The following is a 17,697-nucleotide window of genomic DNA, read 5'->3' as shown; positions in this document are numbered from 1 at the left end:
GACTATGGTGTGGCAATACTCACAGCTTGAGTTGAGGATTCAAGCGGCAGACCTTCTGGATGGACACGCAGGGTTTCCGGCAAAACGGTCTTCACAAGCTCCCACTTCCAGCCAAGCGCGCGGAAAGTTTCTTCATCGGGAATAAGCCTGCGCGTACCATCAGAAATCACATATACACGACTATCATCCGAGGATTTAACTAGAAGTCCGTCGGGAAGCTTGACGGCTGCGCGTTCCGGATACGCAACAATGCGGTCCTCACCCACACGATGGACCTCCTTCGTACCCCAGGTAAGTTTGCGAATTTCATCAGTAGCGACCAAATGCCGACGTCCGTTTTGGATGAGGTAATACGTGCCGCTTGTGTCGTGCTGGAAGATCGCACCCTCCGGGTACGAGCTATCAAGCACAATAGGCTCTCCTTTGTCGTAGGGTGCAAGTTCTTCGGCGGTAACCGCAAGAATCTCATCCGAATTGAACCCAAGTCCGCGAAGGACATCCGAGGACGCAAACGGGCGGACGGTGTCATCCACAAGGAGATAGACAGTACCAGCAGCTTCAAGGAGCGCGTAATTTGGAAAGGCTATGGGCAAGCCTGTCTCATACCCAGCAAGGTCAGTAGGGCTTGCGTCAATCACACGCGCCACATCGTAGCGCGACACAAGCGCCGCCAGCGAAAGGAACGGGCGCTTTTTTCCAAATTGAATCAGGTATACACCTCCAGATTCTGGATCGCGCAGAAGTGTTCCCGACGGGTGGCGCTTGGCAAAGTAACGATCAAAAATTGTCACAAAATTTTTATTCCCGTGTAAGTGCGGTGTATACGTGTACAGTGCCGCCGTTGCGTTGTTCTCTGGTACCACCACCGTGTTGTCTACGGTCTTTGCTGTGCCGGGCGCAAAACCAAGAACGGTCTTACCTTTTGAAAGAAGATCTGCCAAATATCCTTCCGCAAGTTGCAGAGTGGCAGAGTTGATCTGCTTGGCGAATCCCTTGAAACGCTGCGCGGAAGGAGTTTCGTACGAGCACGTGTCGCAAATGCCATATCCCATCGCCCAATCAAATTGTGTGGAAGCGGGCGAAGTATCTTCCACGAGGCTCTGCTCTTTTTGCAACATGGTAATGATCACTTTTGGCGAGATCCCGTTTCGTTGCGCCGCACGCCAAATAATATCCGCAGCATAACGGCGGCGGCCGTCAACATCTTCCACAACGTAGCGTGCCAACGTCCCCTTCGCAAGTAAATTCTGAATCGTTCCAAGATCAAGAGCAAATCGATCGGTAAATTCGTGGTCGGAGATAAGATAGTTTGGGTTGAAGGCAAGAAGGGGAGAGGGGGCAAACAAGACAGCGAGAGCAGTAAAAATAGCAAAGAATCGCATAGCAGTCCTATTATACCAGAGGCGGTATGTTATAATAACTTTACTATGAAATTCCCCAACAAATATAGTGCTTTTGCACTCGCGGCAGTGATCCTTATCGGTGCCGGTTGTGCCAGTCAAACGCAGATAACGATTGATTCGAACGAGGAAGAACCAGCAAATGCGATCGTTGTAGAAGATGTTCAGGGAGAAGTTCCTGCCGCAGAAGGGAACGAGGCCGCACCGCCAGAGACCCCTCCAACGAAGCCAGAACCACAACAGGGTCAGGAAAACCAACCCACACAAACTCCTCCTGCAGAACCGGAGCCAGAAGAAACTCGTGTAACGGTGTTGGCGAGGTTTTCTGGGTTCGAACCTTCCACCATTCGGGTAAAGAAGGGCTCCACAGTCACTCTGCAAGCACTGAGTATAGATGGGCTGCACACCTACACGCTCGCGGGATACAACGTGAACCTTACGCTCGGCGCGGGAACGCCTGTGACGACAGAATTTGTCGCAGACACCACTGGTACATTCCCGTTTCGTTGCAACTTCCACGGTTCGATGGGAGGAACATTGATTGTCGAGTAGTATGCACGACGTGAAAAATTACCAGCATCTTATTGGCTCTCTTCCTGGGTTCAACGCGGATCTCATAGAGGAGCACCTGAAACTCTACGAGGGGTACGTAAAAAAGTATAACGAAATTTGCGCGACGCTTCCAAATGTTGAGAAGAAGGGAAATTATTCGTACGCGCCGCACAGCGAGCTTGTACGCAGAAAATCTGTTGCATGGAACGGCGCGAAGCTGCACGAACTCTATTTTGACGCGCTCACCCCAAGCGGATCTGTCATTCCATCGGTTCTTGAGGTCGCGCTTGTGAAAAGTTTCGGCTCGATGGATGCCTGGAAGCAGGATCTCCTGGCCTGTGCTTCTGCGACACCGGGATGGGTGCTTCTCGTCAACAATCGCGGCGAAGAGACACTCGAGCACTATGTCGTCTTTGAGCACGCCAACAACGTCCCCGCCGGCGTCGAAATCCTCCTTGCCCTCGACTGTTGGGAGCACGCCTTCGCGAAGCAATACGGCACGAACAAGTCGGCGTATCTGGAGGCGTTCCTAAATAATATTCATTGGGAGGGGGTAGAAAAGATGATATAGTTCGTTATGGCAAAATATGAGAAATCCTGGGCAGAGCTTAACGACGAAGAGAGGTTGTGTCTGGAACAGCGACGCCAGATCATAGAACTTATAACCCAGTTCGTAAACGAAAATAAACCAAGAGAGGCACTTGCTCTTATTGAGCGAGTAGATTGGTTTAACCCAGACACACTGAAAAATATTATGAAGGTCGTGTTGAGTAACCATGATCTAAAGAGTCGTGCTACGTCTATCTTTCGTAAACATCTTGATAGGGCAGACGAGAGTAATGTCCGGGCATTGTTGCACGTTTATGATTTTTCGAGATCAACTGAAGCACGCGGCCTATATTCGTATCTTTTAGAGAAACGTCTTTCTCAAATTGCACCTGAGTGGGAAAAAACTCAGAAAGAACCAACAAAAGGTTCTACAGGCTTACAGGAGCACCGTGCAGAGCTCATGAACACACCCATAACGGATATCACGAGTCTCGAGGACTGCATCTATCTAGCTAATACATCGCGAAGGGGCGATGATGATATGTATTTTCAGAGATTCTTGGAACTTGGAGGAAATCCAGAAGATGAAGAGTACCTGAAAGCACACGTAAACGTAATTCTGAATAGAAAAACAAACAATCATAGGCCTTTGCTCGGACACCTTCGGAGACTTTCAAAACAGATGTCTGGCAGAGACTTTTTGAAGTTTTTAAGGGAGAAAATTGCAACTAAAGCTGGCCAGCAAACAAAAGGTACAAGGGGTACAAAAGTCGAGCGTGTTTTGTTAGAGAAGTTGTTGGTAGCTTTCGCAGAGTTCGGTCATGATCATCTACAGCGAGAAGATTGGCTCTTTTTAGCAGAATACGCTATCCGTTTAAAGGATAAAGAACTTAAACGTATTTGCTATGAACATTTGAAGATGCTGGTAAGGACTCCTGAGGAGTCAAAAATTTATTCCGCCCTTATGCTCCAAATGGATGATGGGTCTGGGCCGATTCTTTCAAGACCACAGAAAAGCTTCCGAAACCCTATTTTTGGTGACGTCAACCGAAAACCAATTAATAAAGCGGCGGCGCTCGCCCTTTATGGTTGGGCTAGGCATAAAGTACATGACGAGGAAGATGATTCAAACAGTGAGTAGTAAAGCAAAAACGGACCTCACGGTCTGTTTTTTGGTCGGGCCGACCAGACTCGAACTGGCGACCTCTTGCACCCCATGCAAGCGCGCTACCAACTGCGCCACGGCCCGTCAAGACATAAGCATCTCTGGTCGGGCTAGCGGGACTCGAACCCACGGCCTCTACGACCCGAACGTAGCGCTCTACCTACTGAGCTATAGCCCGAAATGCCCCGGCATTGTAAAGGAATTGGCGTAAAGTTTCAATACCAGTAGAATAGGCGCGTATGGATAAGAAAGATCTCATGCGCCAGATACGAGACGAAGTGGTGGCACTCTCGTCAACACTCGCCGATGAGCGGCGACAAAATGGCGTCCTGCCCGTCCTGGGCGAGGGAAATCATGATGCTGAGATCATGTTTGTGGGTGAGGCGCCGGGGAGGAACGAAGCGGCGACGGGACGACCGTTCTGTGGAGCCGCCGGACGTATTTTAGACGAACTCATTGAATCCATCGGCCTCAAACGCGAGGAGGTCTACATCACGAACGTCGTAAAGGATCGCCCACCGCAAAATCGCGACCCATTTCCCGACGAAATTGCCCTCTATGGCCCACTTCTCGAGCGACAAATAGACATCATCCGTCCCAAAGTTCTTGCCACTCTCGGCCGCTTTTCGATGGACTACCTCCTGCGCCGTTTTGGGCTTGAGGCCGAGCTTGCCTCCATCAGTCGCTTGCACGGAAAAACCTTTCGCGTTTCGGCACCATGGGGAAACCTTGCCATCGTTCCCCTCTACCATCCCGCCGTCGCCATCTATAATATCCATCAAAAAACGATCCTTCTTGATGATATAAAAGTTCTTCTCGGTTGTCTTCTCTAGATATGTCGCAATACTACAAGGGCGTCCGGACAAGAAACATTTTCGATCCTGCCTCTCCCGAGCCGTTCAAGCTCTCGCGCTCAAAGCTCGAAAATTTTTTGAATTGCCCACGGTGTTTTTACGTGGATCGCCGGCTTGGTGTAGATCGCCCGCCCGGGTTTCCCTTTAATCTGAACTCTGCCGTAGACACTCTCCTTAAAAAAGAATTCGATCTTCATCGGGCGGCTGGCACTCCACACCCTCTCATGGAGACCTATGGCATCGATGCGGTTCCTTTTGCTCACGATGACTTGGATGCATGGCGAGAAAATTTTGTGGGCGTGCAGTATCATCACGAACCAACAAATTTTATTCTGACTGGTGCTGTAGACGACGTGTGGGTTGGACGAGATGGGAAATTGATTGTCGTAGATTATAAGTCCACGGCAAAAGATGGCGAGGTCGGACTCGATGCCGAGTGGCAGAAGAGTTACAAGAATCAAATGGAAATCTACCAATGGCTACTCCGGCAAAATGGTTTTGTGGTTTCTGATACGGGATACTTCATCTATTGCAACGGAAAGACTGACCGCAAAGCATTCGACGGAAAACTGGAATTCGACGTGAAAGTGATTCCCTATACCGGCAATACCGCTTGGGTAGAGTCAGCGTTGGTCAACGCGCGAGCATGTCTTGATGGCCGCCTGCCAGCCCGATCGAAAGAGTGTGATTATTGCCTTTATACAAGCGCCCTTAAAGCGTCCGGCGAGCTTTGACAGGGGAGGATTTGCATGGATAAGATAGGCCACCGTCAATCCTGACGGTGGCTTTGCATCGGAGGATCTCATGGCCAACCGGCCTCTCATCTTCACGCTAAATGGAGATCAGGCGACGTTCGAAGATGTCGCGGACTCCCGTACGCTCCTCGAGCTCCTTCGCAAGGCGGGGCAGACGGGAACGAAACAGGGGTGCGATAGTGGAACGTGCGGAACGTGCACGGTCCTCGTAGACGGCAAGCCGCGGCTGTCGTGCCTCACGTTGGCTCGCCAGACCGAGGGACATTCGGTCGAGACAATCGAGGGAGCGTTCCGCGATCCGCGCGGCCACGCCCTGCAGACAGCAATGGGTACGTGTCAGGGAACGCAATGTGGCGCGTGCACGCCCGGCATGGTGATGTCGGGGTTGGCGCTTCTGCGTCGTGACACGCGCCCCACGCGCCCGGCCATCAAGCGCGCGCTTTCGGGAAACCTCTGCCGCTGCACGGGGTACAACCCCATCTTCGACGCTGTAGAGGTTGCCGCAGGAATGCGCGAGGCACCCGGTGATGCGATCGTGAAGTTCGACGCGCAGGAGAGGGCCAATGGATCGGCCGGATACACGGACGACGTCCACCTGCCCGGCATGTTGGTAGGCAAGGTTCTGCGTTCGCCTCATGCGCACGCGCGGATCCTGTCGGTGGATACGAAGGACGCACAGGCCATGCCAGGCGTCTTTGCGGTCATCACGGGCAAGGACTTGCTGGTGTCCTACGGGATCATTCCCTGGGCAGCCGACGAGCATGCGCTCGCGCAGCACGAGGTCTTCTACGTGGGCCAGGCCGTCGCGGCTGTCGCAGCCGTGGATGAACAGACGGCGCTTCGTGCATGCGCGGCCATCCATGTGAGCTACGAGCCTTTGCCCGCCGTGCTTACCATGAAGGACGCGCTTGCGGCTGGTGCCCCGCTTGTCCATGCGGTGGATCCTCGCAAGGGAACGCCAAGGGCGGACAACGTGTACAAGGAAGTCGAATTGCCGGACTTCGGTGATGTGGAGGGGGCGTTTCGAGACGCTGCTGTGGTCGTCGAGGGGACATTCACGTACCCCGGCTCCAACCACGCCGCGCTCGAGACGCACGCCGTCATCGCTGTCTGGTCGGGGGAAAAGCTGCACGTCTACTCTGGCACACAGGTGAGTCATTACCTACAGGTTGCTCTGGCGCACGTGCTGGGTGTCGCAGAGGAAAACGTCCGCGTGACCCAGCTCAAAAAGGGCGGGGCATTCGGCGGGGACTCCGACATCTCCGAAATCGACTTGTGCGCGGCCAAGCTGGCGCAGGTCACGGAGAGGCCCATAAAGATGCAGTACACGCGCGAGGAGGTCTTCACCTTCCACCGTGGACGACACACCACGAGCATTCAGATGCGTCTTGCCATGGACGCAGGTGGTCGAGTGCTGGGCGTGGAGTCAGACATCCTGCTCGACGGCGGAGCCTTCGCCTCGTTCGGTCCCATCACGGTCTACTACCTGCTTCAGCTCCTCGGTGCGCCCATCAAGATCGGCGCCTACCGCGCTCGTTCGCGGCGCATCTACACGAACAAGCCGCCGCAAGGTCCCAAGCGAGGGCACGGCACACCCCAACCGCGGTTCGCCTTCGAGACGCTTCTCGACATGGCGGCCTCCAAGCTCGGCTTGGATCCGATCCTGGTTCGCCGGCGCGGCGCCATCGCTGCTGGCGAGGAGATGGTGAACGGCTTCCACGTGCCAAGTTCTGGTATCCTCGAGTGTCTGCGTGTGGTGGAGGAAGCAAGCGGCTGGAAAGATCGCCACGAGCTTCCCTCCGGCTTTGGTCTCGGCTGTGCCGTGGGCGCCTACATCTCGGGCACGGCAGGCGCCATCTTGGGCCAGCGCGACGATGCACAGTCTAACGTCACCATGACGGTGGCGGAGGACGGACGGCTCTACATCTGCACCCAGGCAAACGACATCGGCCAAGGACTCGAGATGATGCTGATCCTCCTCGCAGAGGCAGAGACCGGCATCGCTCGCAAACGGATCACCGTCACTACCGGAGATACGGCCCTGGGTCCAGTGGACCTCGGTGCCTACTCCTCGCGGTGCGCATTCATGCTCGGCACGGCAGCGGTAAACGCCGCGCGTGAAATCCGGCGTGAACTCGACCGCGGAGCGCGCACGCCGTCATGCACAGGCACCTACTTCACCATTCCAGTGAAAGCGCATGGGCACGACTACCGCGGCAACACCATCGGCGCCTCACCCACGTATAGCATGACGGCCGTCGTGGCTCTTGTGCACGTGGACAACGAGACGGGGGAAGTGCGGGTCGAGCGCGTCTGGGCAGCACACGATTGTGGAAAGCCCATCAACCCTTCGGCCGTCCACGGACAGATCCAGGGATCCGTGTCCATGGGTGACTCCGAGGCGCGCTTCGAGTGCATGACATATGGCACGCGGGGACTCCTGGAGCAGCCCAACCTTCTTCTGCATGGCATCGCTACGGCACTCGATGCTCCAGAGGTTGAATCGTTCATCATCGAAACCCACGACCCCATGAGTCCGCATGGGGCAAAGGAAGCGGGGGAGGGGCCGCTCCTTCCCGTGCCGCCCGCCATCGGAAACGCCATCCTGCACGCCACCGGCGGCGCAGTGGCAAGCGACATGCCCTTCACGGGCGCACGTGTTCTCGCCGCCATCCGCAAGAAGGGAGAGACGTAGCATGCTCCCGCTTCCGTTAGGCACTCGGTGTCTTACGCCCCAGTCGATCCCCACTCTCCTTGCCATACGGCAGGAGCATCCGGGATCCATCCTCGTGGCGGGCGGCACCGACGTTCTCTACAACGCAAAGTACGGCCTCTACGGGGAGGCGCCGACCTTCGTGAGTCTCGAGGAAATCCGAGGCTTCCGCGGCACCACGGACGACCCGCGTCAGCCCTTCATTTCCATTGGCGCGCTCACGACACTGGCAGAAGTGGAGTGGTGGTTAACTGACCGACTTCCTCTGCTCGCGAAGAGCGCAGGGCTGGTCGGCGCACCACAGCACAGGAGTGCCGGCACGATCGGCGGCAACATCGCTCTGGATACGCGCTGCGACTGGTACAACAAGGATTCCTTGTGGCGAGCAGCGCTTGGCGGCTGCCTCAAGAAGGACGGGAATACATGCCACGTCACGGGGAGCCAGACAGCCTGCGTTGCCGCTCGTTCGGGCGACACGGTGGGTCCGCTCCTTCTCTACGGTGCCAGCCTCGAAATCCACACACACAAGGGGATCCGTGACGTACGCCTGGCAGATGCCCTCACTTCAAGCGGCTTCTTCCCGGGCCACCTTGCTCTTCCGTCCGAAACGTTCATTCGCAACATTCGCGTGCCGCGCCCAGTCAGAGGGTTCCGTGGGGCGTTCGTGAAGGTCTCTCCACGTCTCGCCATCAGCTTCTCGACCATGACGCTCTCGATCGGAGCATGGTTCCAGAGCACTGTGTGCGAACGGGTGAATATCGTCATCTCCTCGGTGCGGCCACAGCCGCGCGTACTCGAACTGCCCGTGGGACGTGAGATGACCGAAGAGGTCGCGTGCGAGATCGCGGCAAAGGTCGGTCGGGCCACAAAGCCCATGACCAACGTCCACGGCGATCTATCCTTCCAAACGTGGCGCGCGACAAAAGCAGAGGTCGAGGTCCGCCGTGCCCTCATGGACCTGGCCCGTAAAAACTAGTCCTTTCTCCCTCGAGAGCCCCCGGGCTCTCTTTCGTTTACCAAAAATCAGGAGCTAAGCTCCTGATTTTTGGGCATGTGAGGGGCTGAACATTGACATTTCTGAAAAATTGCCCTATGTTTCCTGGTCCTGAACGTGGGTATACTGGATCCACGGGAGGGAAAACCGGACATACGGAGGAACGTACATGTCTAGCCACAGTCTGTCGGCGCTCTGCGCCTTCGTCATCACCAGCGTCACGCTCTTCGCCGGGAGTGCCTTCGCCGCCGAGCCGGAGTCCGGCACCACCACGTCGACGGTGCAGGTGGACGACCCCACCAAGGCCACGGTCGTGGCGCGTCTCGTGACCGAGAAGCCTTCCGGCGAGGTGGGGAATCTGACCTGGGCCGAGGAGGTCATCCGTCGGCGAAGTCTTGCCACGCTGGAAGGCGCCTACATGGTCCGCCGCAACCTTCCGCTGGTCTACCAGTTGAGCAGCGGCGAACTCGCCTGCAACGAACTCAGCGACAAGTTCCAGAAGGCAGGTTTCGCCGACTGGTGCCGCGCCAACGTGACGGTGAGCGCCGGGAGCGCAACCGTGGAAGTCACGACGGACTCCCTCAGCACATGGGAAGTCGCCCTGGTGTACAGCGGCGACCAATACCAGATGGAAGGCCGTAAGTTCGCCGAGGAAGCCGAGGAGTACTCGAACCGGATCCGCTTCCAGACCTACGCCGGTGTGGGAACCATCGTTCTGCGCACGAGCCCCATCGGCCGCTCCATCTACTGGGGCGAGCTCGACAGCTCCACCCTCAAGATCGGCATGGAGAACGTGTTGGAGGTGGTCTTGCACGAAATGCCGGTGGTCGAAGTTGTGACACCAGCCTTCGGCGATCCGGACGAGCACCTGCTCGAATTCGCGTCCGAGCAGATCGTCTTCGAGCGACGGTCGCAGGCACGCGATGCCGCCAACAACCCCCTCTACAACGCCGCGGGCAATCCAGTCGAGTCCAACAGCGCCCTCGCCGGCTACTGGATCGTCTCGCCCGGCACATACCACGTCCGGCCCGAGCTTCTCGCAGAGCTCACCGCCCAGGGCTACCTCGCCATGGGGTCGATGAACGGACGGGTGATGCCCATCACCGCCGACAGCTCCTTCGAGCTCGGAGCCGATTCGCGGCTCGTCCTTTCCGTGGACAAGGCAGTGAGCAAGTAGCTCGCTGCAAACTCGTTCCTTCTCTCTTGAGAGCCTCCGGGCTCTCTTTCGTTTAGGTAAACAATAATGTTCCGTTCTTTGCACTCACACGAACCTTACTGCCGTCTTTGATGTCGCCCGCAAGAATCTCTTTTGCGAGGGGGTTGAGAAGGTATGTCTGTATAGCGCGCTTGAGCGGTCTCGCCCCGTATTTCGGATCAAACCCGTGCTGCGTCAACACTTTCTTCGCTGAATCGGAAACATCGAGCGTCAAGTCGTGGTGCTCATGTAAACGCTTCGCTACGCGAGCGAGCTGAAGTTCCACAATGTGACTGAGGTCCGCCTGTTGAAGAGGATCGAAGACAATCGTGTCGTCAATGCGATTCAAAAACTCCGGTCGGAAATGATCACGCAGCATCTCCTGCAAGCGTGTATGTATTTCCTGGCGTTCTCCTGCCGCTCCTTCGCTCGCCGTAAATCCAATAGCACCGCGCGCGCCAGAAGAAAGGATCAGGTCTGACCCGATGTTGGATGTCATGATGACAATCGTATTCTTGAAATTTACTTTACGCCCTTTCGCATCCGTAAGTCGCCCGTCATCGAGAATCTGCAGGAGAACGTTAAACGTATCTGGGTGCGCCTTCTCTATCTCATCGAATAACACGACCGCGTATGGCCGGCGACGAATAATCTCGGTCAGCTGTCCACCTTCCTCGTAACCGACATACCCCGGCGGGGAACCGAGCATCTTACTTGTGGCATGCTTCTCCATGTACTCGCTCATATCAAGCCGGATGAGTGCGTCCTCGTCGTTAAACATGAATTCCGCAAGCGCCCGCGCCAACTCCGTCTTTCCCACCCCTGTCGGCCCCATAAAAATGAAGGAGCCGATCGGCCGATTTTCTTCGGCGACGCCTGCGCGTGAACGGCGAAGGGCATTCGAGACGGCCACAATGGCATCATCCTGTCCAACCACACGTTTCTTGATCTCCTCTTCCATGCGCACAAGCTTCGCCCGTTCTGATTCAAGCATTTTCGCCACCGGAATATTCGTCCACCGTGAAACAACGACGGCAATATCTTCCTCGGTGACCTCCTCCTTCAGAATACCGCGGTCTTTTTGAAGTTCTCGCAGCGCGCGTCCGGCTTTCTGCAAATCTTTCTCCTTTGCTGGAATCTCTGAATAACGAATGCGCGCAACCTCTTCGAGATTCTGTTGACGCTCGGCAATTTCGGCTTTCAATTTGAGTTTTTCCGTGTCTTCCTTAATACGGTGAATGTCTGTAATTTTTTCTTTCTCATTTTGCCACCGCGCTTCAAGACCCATGACCTTCTCGCGCAAATCGCCAAGCAGCCGTTCAATCTCTTTCCGCCGCGCGGTAGACACCTTGTCTTTCTCGCTTTCGAGAGCCTTCGCTTCAATTTCAAGTCGCATAAGATCGCGCTTCATGCTATCGAGCTCTTCTGGCATCGAATCAATCTGCATGCGCAAACTCGCGGCGGCTTCATCAATCAAATCCACCGCTTTATCCGGCAGTTGGCGATCAGAAATGTAGCGCACCGACAACTCTACCGCCGACACCAGCGCAGGGTCCGTAATGCGCACTCCGTGGTGCACCTCGTACTTTTCTTTGATACCACGCAGAATTGCAATCGTATCTTCCGCATCCGGTTCGTCGACAAACACCGGCTGGAATCGCCGTTCAAGCGCCGGATCCTTCTCGATATATTTTTGATACTCCTTGAGCGTTGTTGCCCCCACCGCACGAAGCTCCCCGCGCGCCAGCGCAGGTTTCAGCATATTGGAGGCGTCCAGCGTGCCGCCTTCCGACGTTCCCGCACCCACAACGGTGTGCAATTCATCAATAAATAAAATGAAACGGTCACCTGATTGGTGAATCTCCTTAAGAACAGCTTTGAGCCGGTCCTCGAACTCTCCACGATACTTTGTCCCCGCCACAAGAGCGCCGAGATCAAGCGAGACGACCTCTTTGTTTTTGAGAAGCTCTGGGACGTCACTGTCCACAATACGCTGGGCAAGTCCTTCCATGATGGCGGTCTTTCCCACGCCCGCCTCGCCGATTAACACAGGGTTGTTCTTCTTGCGGCGCGAAAGTACTTGCATGACGCGGCGAATTTCTGTATCGCGCCCAATCACAGGATCCAAACGCCCTTTACGCGCTTCTTCCGTTAAGTTACGCGAATACTTTTCAAGCGCTTGGTAACGAGATTCAGGCTCTTGTGTATCCACGCGCTGCGACCCGCGAATATCTTTGAGCGCGCGCATCACGGCCTCTTCATTCACGTTATACTTTGCAAGAAAACTTCCCACGTTTTTGTCACGCAGCAGCCCAAGCAACAGGTGCTCGGTAGAAATGAAGTCATCATTGAATTGTTTTGCAAACTCTGCCGCTGCGCCAAAGACATTGGCCATTTCCTGGGAAAGATACACCTGCCCCAGCACATTGGGCCGCGGACCACGTTGGCGGGGAAGGGAATCGAGAATCTCATCAATATCGGCACGCAGGGCAGAGATCACCACCTCCAATTTTTGGAAAAGAGAGACGACCACACCATCGTCCTGACGGAGGAGGGAGGCCAAAAGGTGAATCGGCTCTATGGCTGGCTGACCATTTTCCTGTGCCAGCATATGCGCTTGCTGAATAGCTTCTTGCGACTTGTGGGTAAAATTGTTTGGGAGCATAAACGTTTTAGCACTCGAAAGTATAGAGTGCTAATTGTACCGCGTCAAATATAGTGAAATTATAGCAATTCTGGTATTATTTTCTGGCTCCTATGGGGATAAATGAACAATCTGTGGCTCTTCTTGGCGTAGGGCTCGAGTCTATAACTCGTCAAGAAGTGGGTGGGCGCCTCTTTGGGTTTCTCCAGGGGACGAAAGCCGCGCTTGTCGTCACGCCAAACCCGGAAATGTTAGTTTTGGCCGAAAAAGATCCACATTTCCGCAAGGTGTTGAATTCTGCCGACCTCCGGTTGGTAGACGGTTTTGGTCTTGTCCTCGCCGCATTTTTACTGGGAAAGAAGCTTGTACGCTTTTCAGGTGTTGATGCGCTCCACACTCTTGCTCGTCAATCAGCACGGGGGGGAAAGCGACTTCTGCTTGTCGGTGGGATGCATAATGAGGATGCACCTCGTGCTGCGGAAAATCTCGCCCGAATGTATCCTGGGCTCCTTGCGCGCGGTGTGGGTGGCGGACCTATAACGATGGATGGGGAAGTATGGTCGGGTGGAGAGGAGATTATTCGTACAATCCATGAATGGCAGCCGCATATTCTTGCTGTCTCTCTCGGGCATGGCAAACAAGAGCGGTGGCTCGCGGAGCATCTGAAAAGTTTTTCTTCTGTGCGTGTCGGTATCGGTATCGGCGGAGCTCTGGAATTCCTCTCGGGCCGCCAAACGCGCGCCCCACGTTGGATGCGCGCGTTTGGACTTGAGTGGATGTACCGACTCCTCTGCGAACCACGACGTTTCCGGCGCATCTATCACGCGGTTATTCTCTTTCCAATCCTTGTCATTCGAAGTACACTGCGATCCATATGAAACCGGTTCGCACACGTTTTGCTCCTTCTCCCACGGGCTATCTGCACATTGGCGGACTCCGCACTGCACTCTACGCCTATTTTTTTGCGCGCCAACATCAGGGATCGCTCGTTTTCCGCATCGAAGACACCGATCGCGAGCGCTACATCCCCGGAGCAACCGAAGCGCTTATCCGCACGCTTGACGTGATGGGAATTTCCTACGACGAGGGACCGGTCCTCGACGACAAGGGAGACATCGCAGAGAAAGGATCTTTTGGACCATACATCCAATCAAAACGGCTTGATACCTACAAACAGTGGGCGGAAGAACTGTTGCGCGTGGGCTCGGCGTATCGGTGTTTTTGTTCCGCCGAACGACTAGAGACCATGCGGCGAGAGCAAACGCTGGCAAAGCGCATGACAAAATACGATCGCACATGCCTACACCTCTCAAAAGAAGAATCTGACCGTCGCGCGGGAGCGGGGGAGTCGTATGTCATCCGCCTTCTGGTCCCCGATGGTGAGACAATTTTTGAGGACGTCGTCTACGGCGCCATGAAATTTCCCAACGCCGACGTGGACGACCAAGTTCTCTTAAAATCCGATGGTTTCCCAACCTACCATCTTGCGGTAGTCGTGGATGATCACTTCATGGAGATTTCGCATGTCCTGCGAGGAGAGGACTGGATTTCTTCCACACCTAAGCAAATCATGCTCTACGCGGCTCTTGGGTGGGAGGCCCCGACGTTTGCCCACTTACCGAATTTATTAAATGCCGATCGAACAAAACTCTCCAAACGACAAGGAGACGTGGCGGTGGAGGATTACTTGAAACGCGGGTATCTTCCCGCGGCTTTGAATAACTTTGTCGCCACGCTTGGATTCAATCCAAAATCAGATCAAGAGATTTACTCCACAGAAGAACTTACCGCTCTGTTTGATCTCTCGCGGGTAAACCGCGCCGGCGCCGTTGTGAACTATGAAAAACTCGACTGGGTGAACGCCCACTATCTCCGCCACCTTAATATCGAGGAACTCGCGCGCGCCGTACACCCTTTTTCGGAAACACTGGACTTTCAAAATCCTGTCCTTTTGCGTGCGCTGACAGTCGAGCGCGAACGGGCAACAACCCTTGCCGAATTGCCAGGACGTCTCGGGCCGTATCTTGAACCGCTGGACTACGATCCCGGCCTTCTTGTGTGGAGGAAGTCCACACGTGAGGACGCTGTTGCACAACTCGGAAGACTCGTTGAACATCTTTCCACAGTTGCGGATGAGATATTTTCCGAAGTGTTGGCTCTTGAGAATAACGTGCAGACGTATCTTGCGGCAAACCAGCTTGACCGCGGGGGAGTGCTCTGGCCTATGCGTGTTGCCCTTTCCGGCAAAGCGCAATCCCCAAGCCCGTATGAACTTGCCTGGGTTTTTGGTAAACTAGAGACGCTCTATCGGCTTGAAGAAGCCCGTAAGCGCCTTGCATGATACTTTACCGAGTCTTTTTTGCCTCGATGGTTCTCTCCCTTGTGTTCACGAAGGGAGTTTTTGCGCAGACGGAGGACATCACGGTTATCGAGAACGCTATTCGCGAAAAGCGCGAGAATCTTTCTGGCGTGAACGAACGTATTGAGGCGCTGGAAAAAGAACTCACGACCATTCAAAAGCATGCGCGGACATTAGAGACTCAAATGGCTGTGCTTGAAAACCGGTTGGCAAAAATTGAGCTTGACATTGAGGCAACGGAATTGAAAAAATCCACTCTCACGGACGAGCTTACGTTGATTGAAGAAGAGATTGAACTTTTACGAGAACGCGGGGAAGGAGAGAAGGCATCGCTCCGTGCGACTCTACGAGCTATTCAAGCGTCGGACAAGCAAAGCCGGCTTTTTCTCCTCGTGCAGACAAAGACGTTCTCTGAATTTTTTGAGCGCGTACGGCACTACGAAGAACTTAATCGCCGTCTTGCAGAGACGCTCGAAGAGACAAAAACACTGACAAGCGAGACAGAATCCTACAAAGAGGAGCGGGAAGAACGATTGGGACAGGCACAGAAACTTGCGGAAGACCTTGACGTGCAAAAGGGGAGTTTGGCGCGCGAAGAGATAGCAAAGCAGTCTCTCATCACAGCAACGCGCGATTCCGAATCCGAATACCAGGGACTCATTGCGGAGCTTGCGCGCGAGCAAAATGCCATCGAGCGTGAGATTGCCAGTCTGCAGGACGATATCGAAGCGCGTTTGCGCGGTCAAGATGGCGGCGAGCTTGGAGGCAAGTTCAGCTGGCCTCTCCCGATATCGTCCCGTCGTATCACAACCACATTCCGCGACCCGTCCTATCCCTTTAGACGTCTGTTTGAGCACTCCGGTCTGGATATTGCCACTCCGCAAGGAAGTGACGTGTATGCAGCCGCGCCGGGTGTTGTGGCGTGGACGCGGCAGGGAAGACTCTATGGGAATTACCTTATGATCATCCACACGGACGGTATGGCAACGCTCTATGCGCATCTGTCCGGTTTTGAAGTCGTCGCTGACCAATTCGTTTCACGCGGGCAAGTGATCGCTAAATCCGGTGGCGCGCGCGGGACACGCGGAGCCGGCCTCTCAACAGGCCCGCACCTCCACTTTGAGATTCGCAAAGGGGGAATCCCCATTGACCCGTGGCCGCTCATTGCGGCTCCATAACAGAACGTATCCTATGCCCGAAACTCTCTACTTAGCCGTCGCGTACTTCATTATTGGCGCGTCGCTCCTCACGCTCATTGTCATGCTGTTTTTCTTCATGCGTGACGCCGTCTGGCAGGTGCCACGTTTTGGCGTCGTCCTTAAATATCTTGGCTTCACCATCGCTGCCGGCCTCTTATTTCTCGGAGCAAGCATGCTGGTCTCCTGGTGGCCTATACGGATTTTGGGCATCACGCTTACCGGGTTTCCCCTCATCATCATCTTGTACGTGAGTGGGGGATTCATTAAGGAATCCATCAAGATGCCAAACGCCATCTCGGTTGCTGTCCTCGGATCACTCGGGGGACTCGTACTTGGAATTTTTCTGCTTGTCATACGTAAACTCGTTGAGTCACCGCTGTTGTTTTAAGAATACGTGAGATGGGGGAGTATCTAAAAACAAGCGTAAAGAGAAATATCTAGGGTCGTACAATGCATATTAGACGACCCTCCAATGGCCTAACGATCCTTTACGTACACTCTGTTACCAAATCGCACGTCTATATATTCGTAGACACTTGGGTCACGTGAATCTGTCCGCAGAACCGTTGTGTATCGATCTAACTGCTCCGCTAACGGTGTGGCTGGGTCTACAATGACTTTGTATCCGGGTGGAACGACAATCTGGACGAAGTAGGGTTGATCCTTGTCGTAGAGGATCTCTGAGATGGCCACTCCCCTCTCGCCAAGCACAGAAACGAGCTCAAGAAGATTTATGCTTTCCTCTTCTGACAAAACTCGCTGTCCAACAGAAACGGCCTCCTCTCTCACGTCCACGATGGACACAAGCGGGAGCGGTTCAAGACCTTGTTCACCGACAATCACGCCGTGCTCGTCCATGATGTAGGAAGCCGGCCCGACGCGCCAAAGGGCACGAGAAAGTTTTTCCGAAATGACGACATCAAGAGCCCTCCCCGTTGAACGAAGATCCACTGTGTTTAACAAAAATGCTTCGCCGAGACTTTCGCGGATACGTTCGAGAGGAAGAAAAAAACGGTGGTTGCGAGGAATAATCCACACGTACGCGCCGGAAAGCGCTTCCTCTACACGCGCCTGTACGGTTGCTTCGTCAATATAGCGCACGCCAGAGACACGAACCTCGTCTACGCGAAGAATCGGCGTCCAAAAAAGGCCAAGAAAGAGTGCGACAAACAGCACGAGCCAGAGTCCGACTGTGAGCATCCTCTGAAACGAGAAGCGTGAACCAAGCGGGGCACTGGCATCAAAATACGGATTCTTGTAAGGCGACGACGCCCACTTTTTTCGCCCAAGACGGTGGAGAAAGTTTCGCCTTTGCATA

At 54.6% G+C, this 17,697-nt stretch carries 15 protein-coding genes and 2 tRNA genes; 12 read left to right on the top strand and 5 right to left on the bottom strand.

Annotation, left to right across the window (positions count from 1 at the left end; translation table 11 throughout):
* Positions 1-2 precede the first annotated feature (2 nt).
* Positions 3-1,382 (bottom strand): hypothetical protein, encoded by a 1,380-nt coding sequence (locus HYW18_03185; GenBank protein ID MBI2485123.1) that lies wholly within the window; start codon positions 1,380-1,382, stop codon positions 3-5.
* Between the two features lie 45 nt (positions 1,383-1,427).
* Here HYW18_03185 and HYW18_03180 point away from each other — a divergent pair, with 45 nt between their 5' ends.
* Genes HYW18_03180 through HYW18_03170 form a run of 3 tightly spaced genes read left to right on the top strand, consistent with a single transcriptional unit; the run spans position 1,428 to position 3,642 of the window.
* Complete coding sequence (locus tag HYW18_03180; protein MBI2485122.1) at positions 1,428-1,952, top strand: cupredoxin domain-containing protein; 525 nt, start codon at positions 1,428-1,430, stop codon at positions 1,950-1,952.
* A gap of 1 nt (position 1,953) precedes the next feature.
* The gene (locus tag HYW18_03175) at positions 1,954-2,523 is read left to right on the top strand and encodes a superoxide dismutase (GenBank protein ID MBI2485121.1); all 570 of its coding nucleotides are present in this window, start codon (positions 1,954-1,956) and stop codon (positions 2,521-2,523) included.
* A gap of 6 nt (positions 2,524-2,529) precedes the next feature.
* On the top strand, positions 2,530-3,642 hold the full coding sequence (locus HYW18_03170; GenBank protein MBI2485120.1) for a hypothetical protein: 1,113 nt from the start codon (positions 2,530-2,532) through the stop codon (positions 3,640-3,642).
* Positions 3,643-3,674: 32 nt separating this feature from the next.
* Here the strand turns inward: HYW18_03170 and HYW18_03165 are convergent.
* Together HYW18_03165 and HYW18_03160 are read right to left on the bottom strand one after the other, a co-directional pair.
* A tRNA-Pro gene (locus HYW18_03165) sits at positions 3,675-3,750 on the bottom strand.
* 18 nt (positions 3,751-3,768) lie between these two features.
* A tRNA-Pro gene (locus tag HYW18_03160) sits at positions 3,769-3,844 on the bottom strand.
* Positions 3,845-3,923: 79 nt separating this feature from the next.
* Between HYW18_03160 and HYW18_03155 the strand changes: the two genes are divergently transcribed.
* From HYW18_03155 to HYW18_03135, 5 genes are all read left to right on the top strand, one after another.
* A complete protein-coding gene (locus tag HYW18_03155; GenBank protein MBI2485119.1) occupies positions 3,924-4,499 on the top strand; it encodes a uracil-DNA glycosylase in 576 nt (191 codons plus the stop codon).
* 2 nt (positions 4,500-4,501) lie between these two features.
* On the top strand, positions 4,502-5,254 hold the full coding sequence (locus tag HYW18_03150; protein ID MBI2485118.1) for a PD-(D/E)XK nuclease family protein: 753 nt from the start codon (positions 4,502-4,504) through the stop codon (positions 5,252-5,254).
* 70 nt (positions 5,255-5,324) lie between these two features.
* The gene (locus HYW18_03145) at positions 5,325-7,970 is read left to right on the top strand and encodes a molybdopterin-dependent oxidoreductase (GenBank protein MBI2485117.1); all 2,646 of its coding nucleotides are present in this window, start codon (positions 5,325-5,327) and stop codon (positions 7,968-7,970) included.
* Between the two features lies 1 nt (position 7,971).
* Entirely contained in the window at positions 7,972-8,964 is a 993-nt protein-coding gene (locus tag HYW18_03140) for an FAD binding domain-containing protein (protein ID MBI2485116.1), read from the top strand.
* A gap of 187 nt (positions 8,965-9,151) precedes the next feature.
* On the top strand, positions 9,152-10,159 hold the full coding sequence (locus HYW18_03135) for a hypothetical protein (protein MBI2485115.1): 1,008 nt from the start codon (positions 9,152-9,154) through the stop codon (positions 10,157-10,159).
* Positions 10,160-10,211: 52 nt separating this feature from the next.
* Here HYW18_03135 and clpB read toward each other — a convergent pair whose 3' ends face one another.
* Positions 10,212-12,842 (bottom strand): ATP-dependent chaperone ClpB, encoded by a 2,631-nt coding sequence (gene clpB / locus HYW18_03130; protein MBI2485114.1) that lies wholly within the window; start codon positions 12,840-12,842, stop codon positions 10,212-10,214.
* 92 nt (positions 12,843-12,934) lie between these two features.
* Between clpB and HYW18_03125 the strand changes: the two genes are divergently transcribed.
* The 4 genes from HYW18_03125 to HYW18_03110 are packed head-to-tail and all read left to right on the top strand — an operon-like array spanning position 12,935 to position 16,767.
* Positions 12,935-13,699: a WecB/TagA/CpsF family glycosyltransferase gene (locus HYW18_03125; GenBank protein MBI2485113.1), complete on the top strand. Its 765-nt coding sequence runs from the start codon at positions 12,935-12,937 to the stop codon at positions 13,697-13,699.
* Positions 13,696-15,162: a glutamate--tRNA ligase gene (locus HYW18_03120; GenBank protein ID MBI2485112.1), complete on the top strand. Its 1,467-nt coding sequence runs from the start codon at positions 13,696-13,698 to the stop codon at positions 15,160-15,162. Before HYW18_03125 ends, HYW18_03120 begins: the two co-directional genes overlap by 4 nt.
* Positions 15,159-16,358: a peptidoglycan DD-metalloendopeptidase family protein gene (locus HYW18_03115; GenBank protein MBI2485111.1), complete on the top strand. Its 1,200-nt coding sequence runs from the start codon at positions 15,159-15,161 to the stop codon at positions 16,356-16,358. Before HYW18_03120 ends, HYW18_03115 begins: the two co-directional genes overlap by 4 nt.
* 13 nt (positions 16,359-16,371) lie before the next feature.
* Positions 16,372-16,767, top strand: a complete 396-nt coding sequence (locus HYW18_03110) for a hypothetical protein (protein ID MBI2485110.1) — start codon at positions 16,372-16,374, stop codon at positions 16,765-16,767.
* A gap of 89 nt (positions 16,768-16,856) precedes the next feature.
* Here the strand turns inward: HYW18_03110 and HYW18_03105 are convergent, their stop codons facing one another.
* A complete protein-coding gene (locus HYW18_03105) occupies positions 16,857-17,696 on the bottom strand; it encodes a hypothetical protein (GenBank protein MBI2485109.1) in 840 nt (279 codons plus the stop codon).
* Between the last annotated feature and the right edge of the window lies 1 nt (position 17,697).

Source organism: Candidatus Uhrbacteria bacterium, assembly GCA_016187485.1.
In the GTDB taxonomy this organism is placed as follows: domain Bacteria; phylum Patescibacteriota; class Patescibacteriia; order UBA9934; family UBA10169; genus JACPJO01.
The sequence above is the reverse complement of the archived record's forward strand: the minus strand, read 5'-3'. Positions and strand labels throughout refer to the sequence as shown.

Bases quoted from the DNA above. Each gene is read 5' to 3' on its own strand.
- HYW18_03185 (MBI2485123.1), bottom strand. From the start codon at position 1,382: ATGCGATTCTTTGCTATTTTTACTGCTCTCGCTGTCTTGTTTGCCCCC.
- HYW18_03180 (MBI2485122.1), top strand. From the start codon at position 1,428: ATGAAATTCCCCAACAAATATAGTGCTTTTGCACTCGCGGCAGTGATC.
- HYW18_03175 (MBI2485121.1), top strand. From the start codon at position 1,954: ATGCACGACGTGAAAAATTACCAGCATCTTATTGGCTCTCTTCCTGGG.
- HYW18_03170 (MBI2485120.1), top strand. From the start codon at position 2,530: ATGGCAAAATATGAGAAATCCTGGGCAGAGCTTAACGACGAAGAGAGG.
- HYW18_03155 (MBI2485119.1), top strand. From the start codon at position 3,924: ATGCGCCAGATACGAGACGAAGTGGTGGCACTCTCGTCAACACTCGCC.
- HYW18_03150 (MBI2485118.1), top strand. From the start codon at position 4,502: ATGTCGCAATACTACAAGGGCGTCCGGACAAGAAACATTTTCGATCCT.
- HYW18_03145 (MBI2485117.1), top strand. From the start codon at position 5,325: ATGGCCAACCGGCCTCTCATCTTCACGCTAAATGGAGATCAGGCGACG.
- HYW18_03140 (MBI2485116.1), top strand. From the start codon at position 7,972: ATGCTCCCGCTTCCGTTAGGCACTCGGTGTCTTACGCCCCAGTCGATC.
- HYW18_03135 (MBI2485115.1), top strand. From the start codon at position 9,152: ATGTCTAGCCACAGTCTGTCGGCGCTCTGCGCCTTCGTCATCACCAGC.
- clpB (MBI2485114.1), bottom strand. From the start codon at position 12,842: ATGCTCCCAAACAATTTTACCCACAAGTCGCAAGAAGCTATTCAGCAA.
- HYW18_03125 (MBI2485113.1), top strand. From the start codon at position 12,935: ATGGGGATAAATGAACAATCTGTGGCTCTTCTTGGCGTAGGGCTCGAG.
- HYW18_03120 (MBI2485112.1), top strand. From the start codon at position 13,696: ATGAAACCGGTTCGCACACGTTTTGCTCCTTCTCCCACGGGCTATCTG.
- HYW18_03115 (MBI2485111.1), top strand. From the start codon at position 15,159: ATGATACTTTACCGAGTCTTTTTTGCCTCGATGGTTCTCTCCCTTGTG.
- HYW18_03110 (MBI2485110.1), top strand. From the start codon at position 16,372: ATGCCCGAAACTCTCTACTTAGCCGTCGCGTACTTCATTATTGGCGCG.
- HYW18_03105 (MBI2485109.1), bottom strand. From the start codon at position 17,696: ATGCAAAGGCGAAACTTTCTCCACCGTCTTGGGCGAAAAAAGTGGGCG.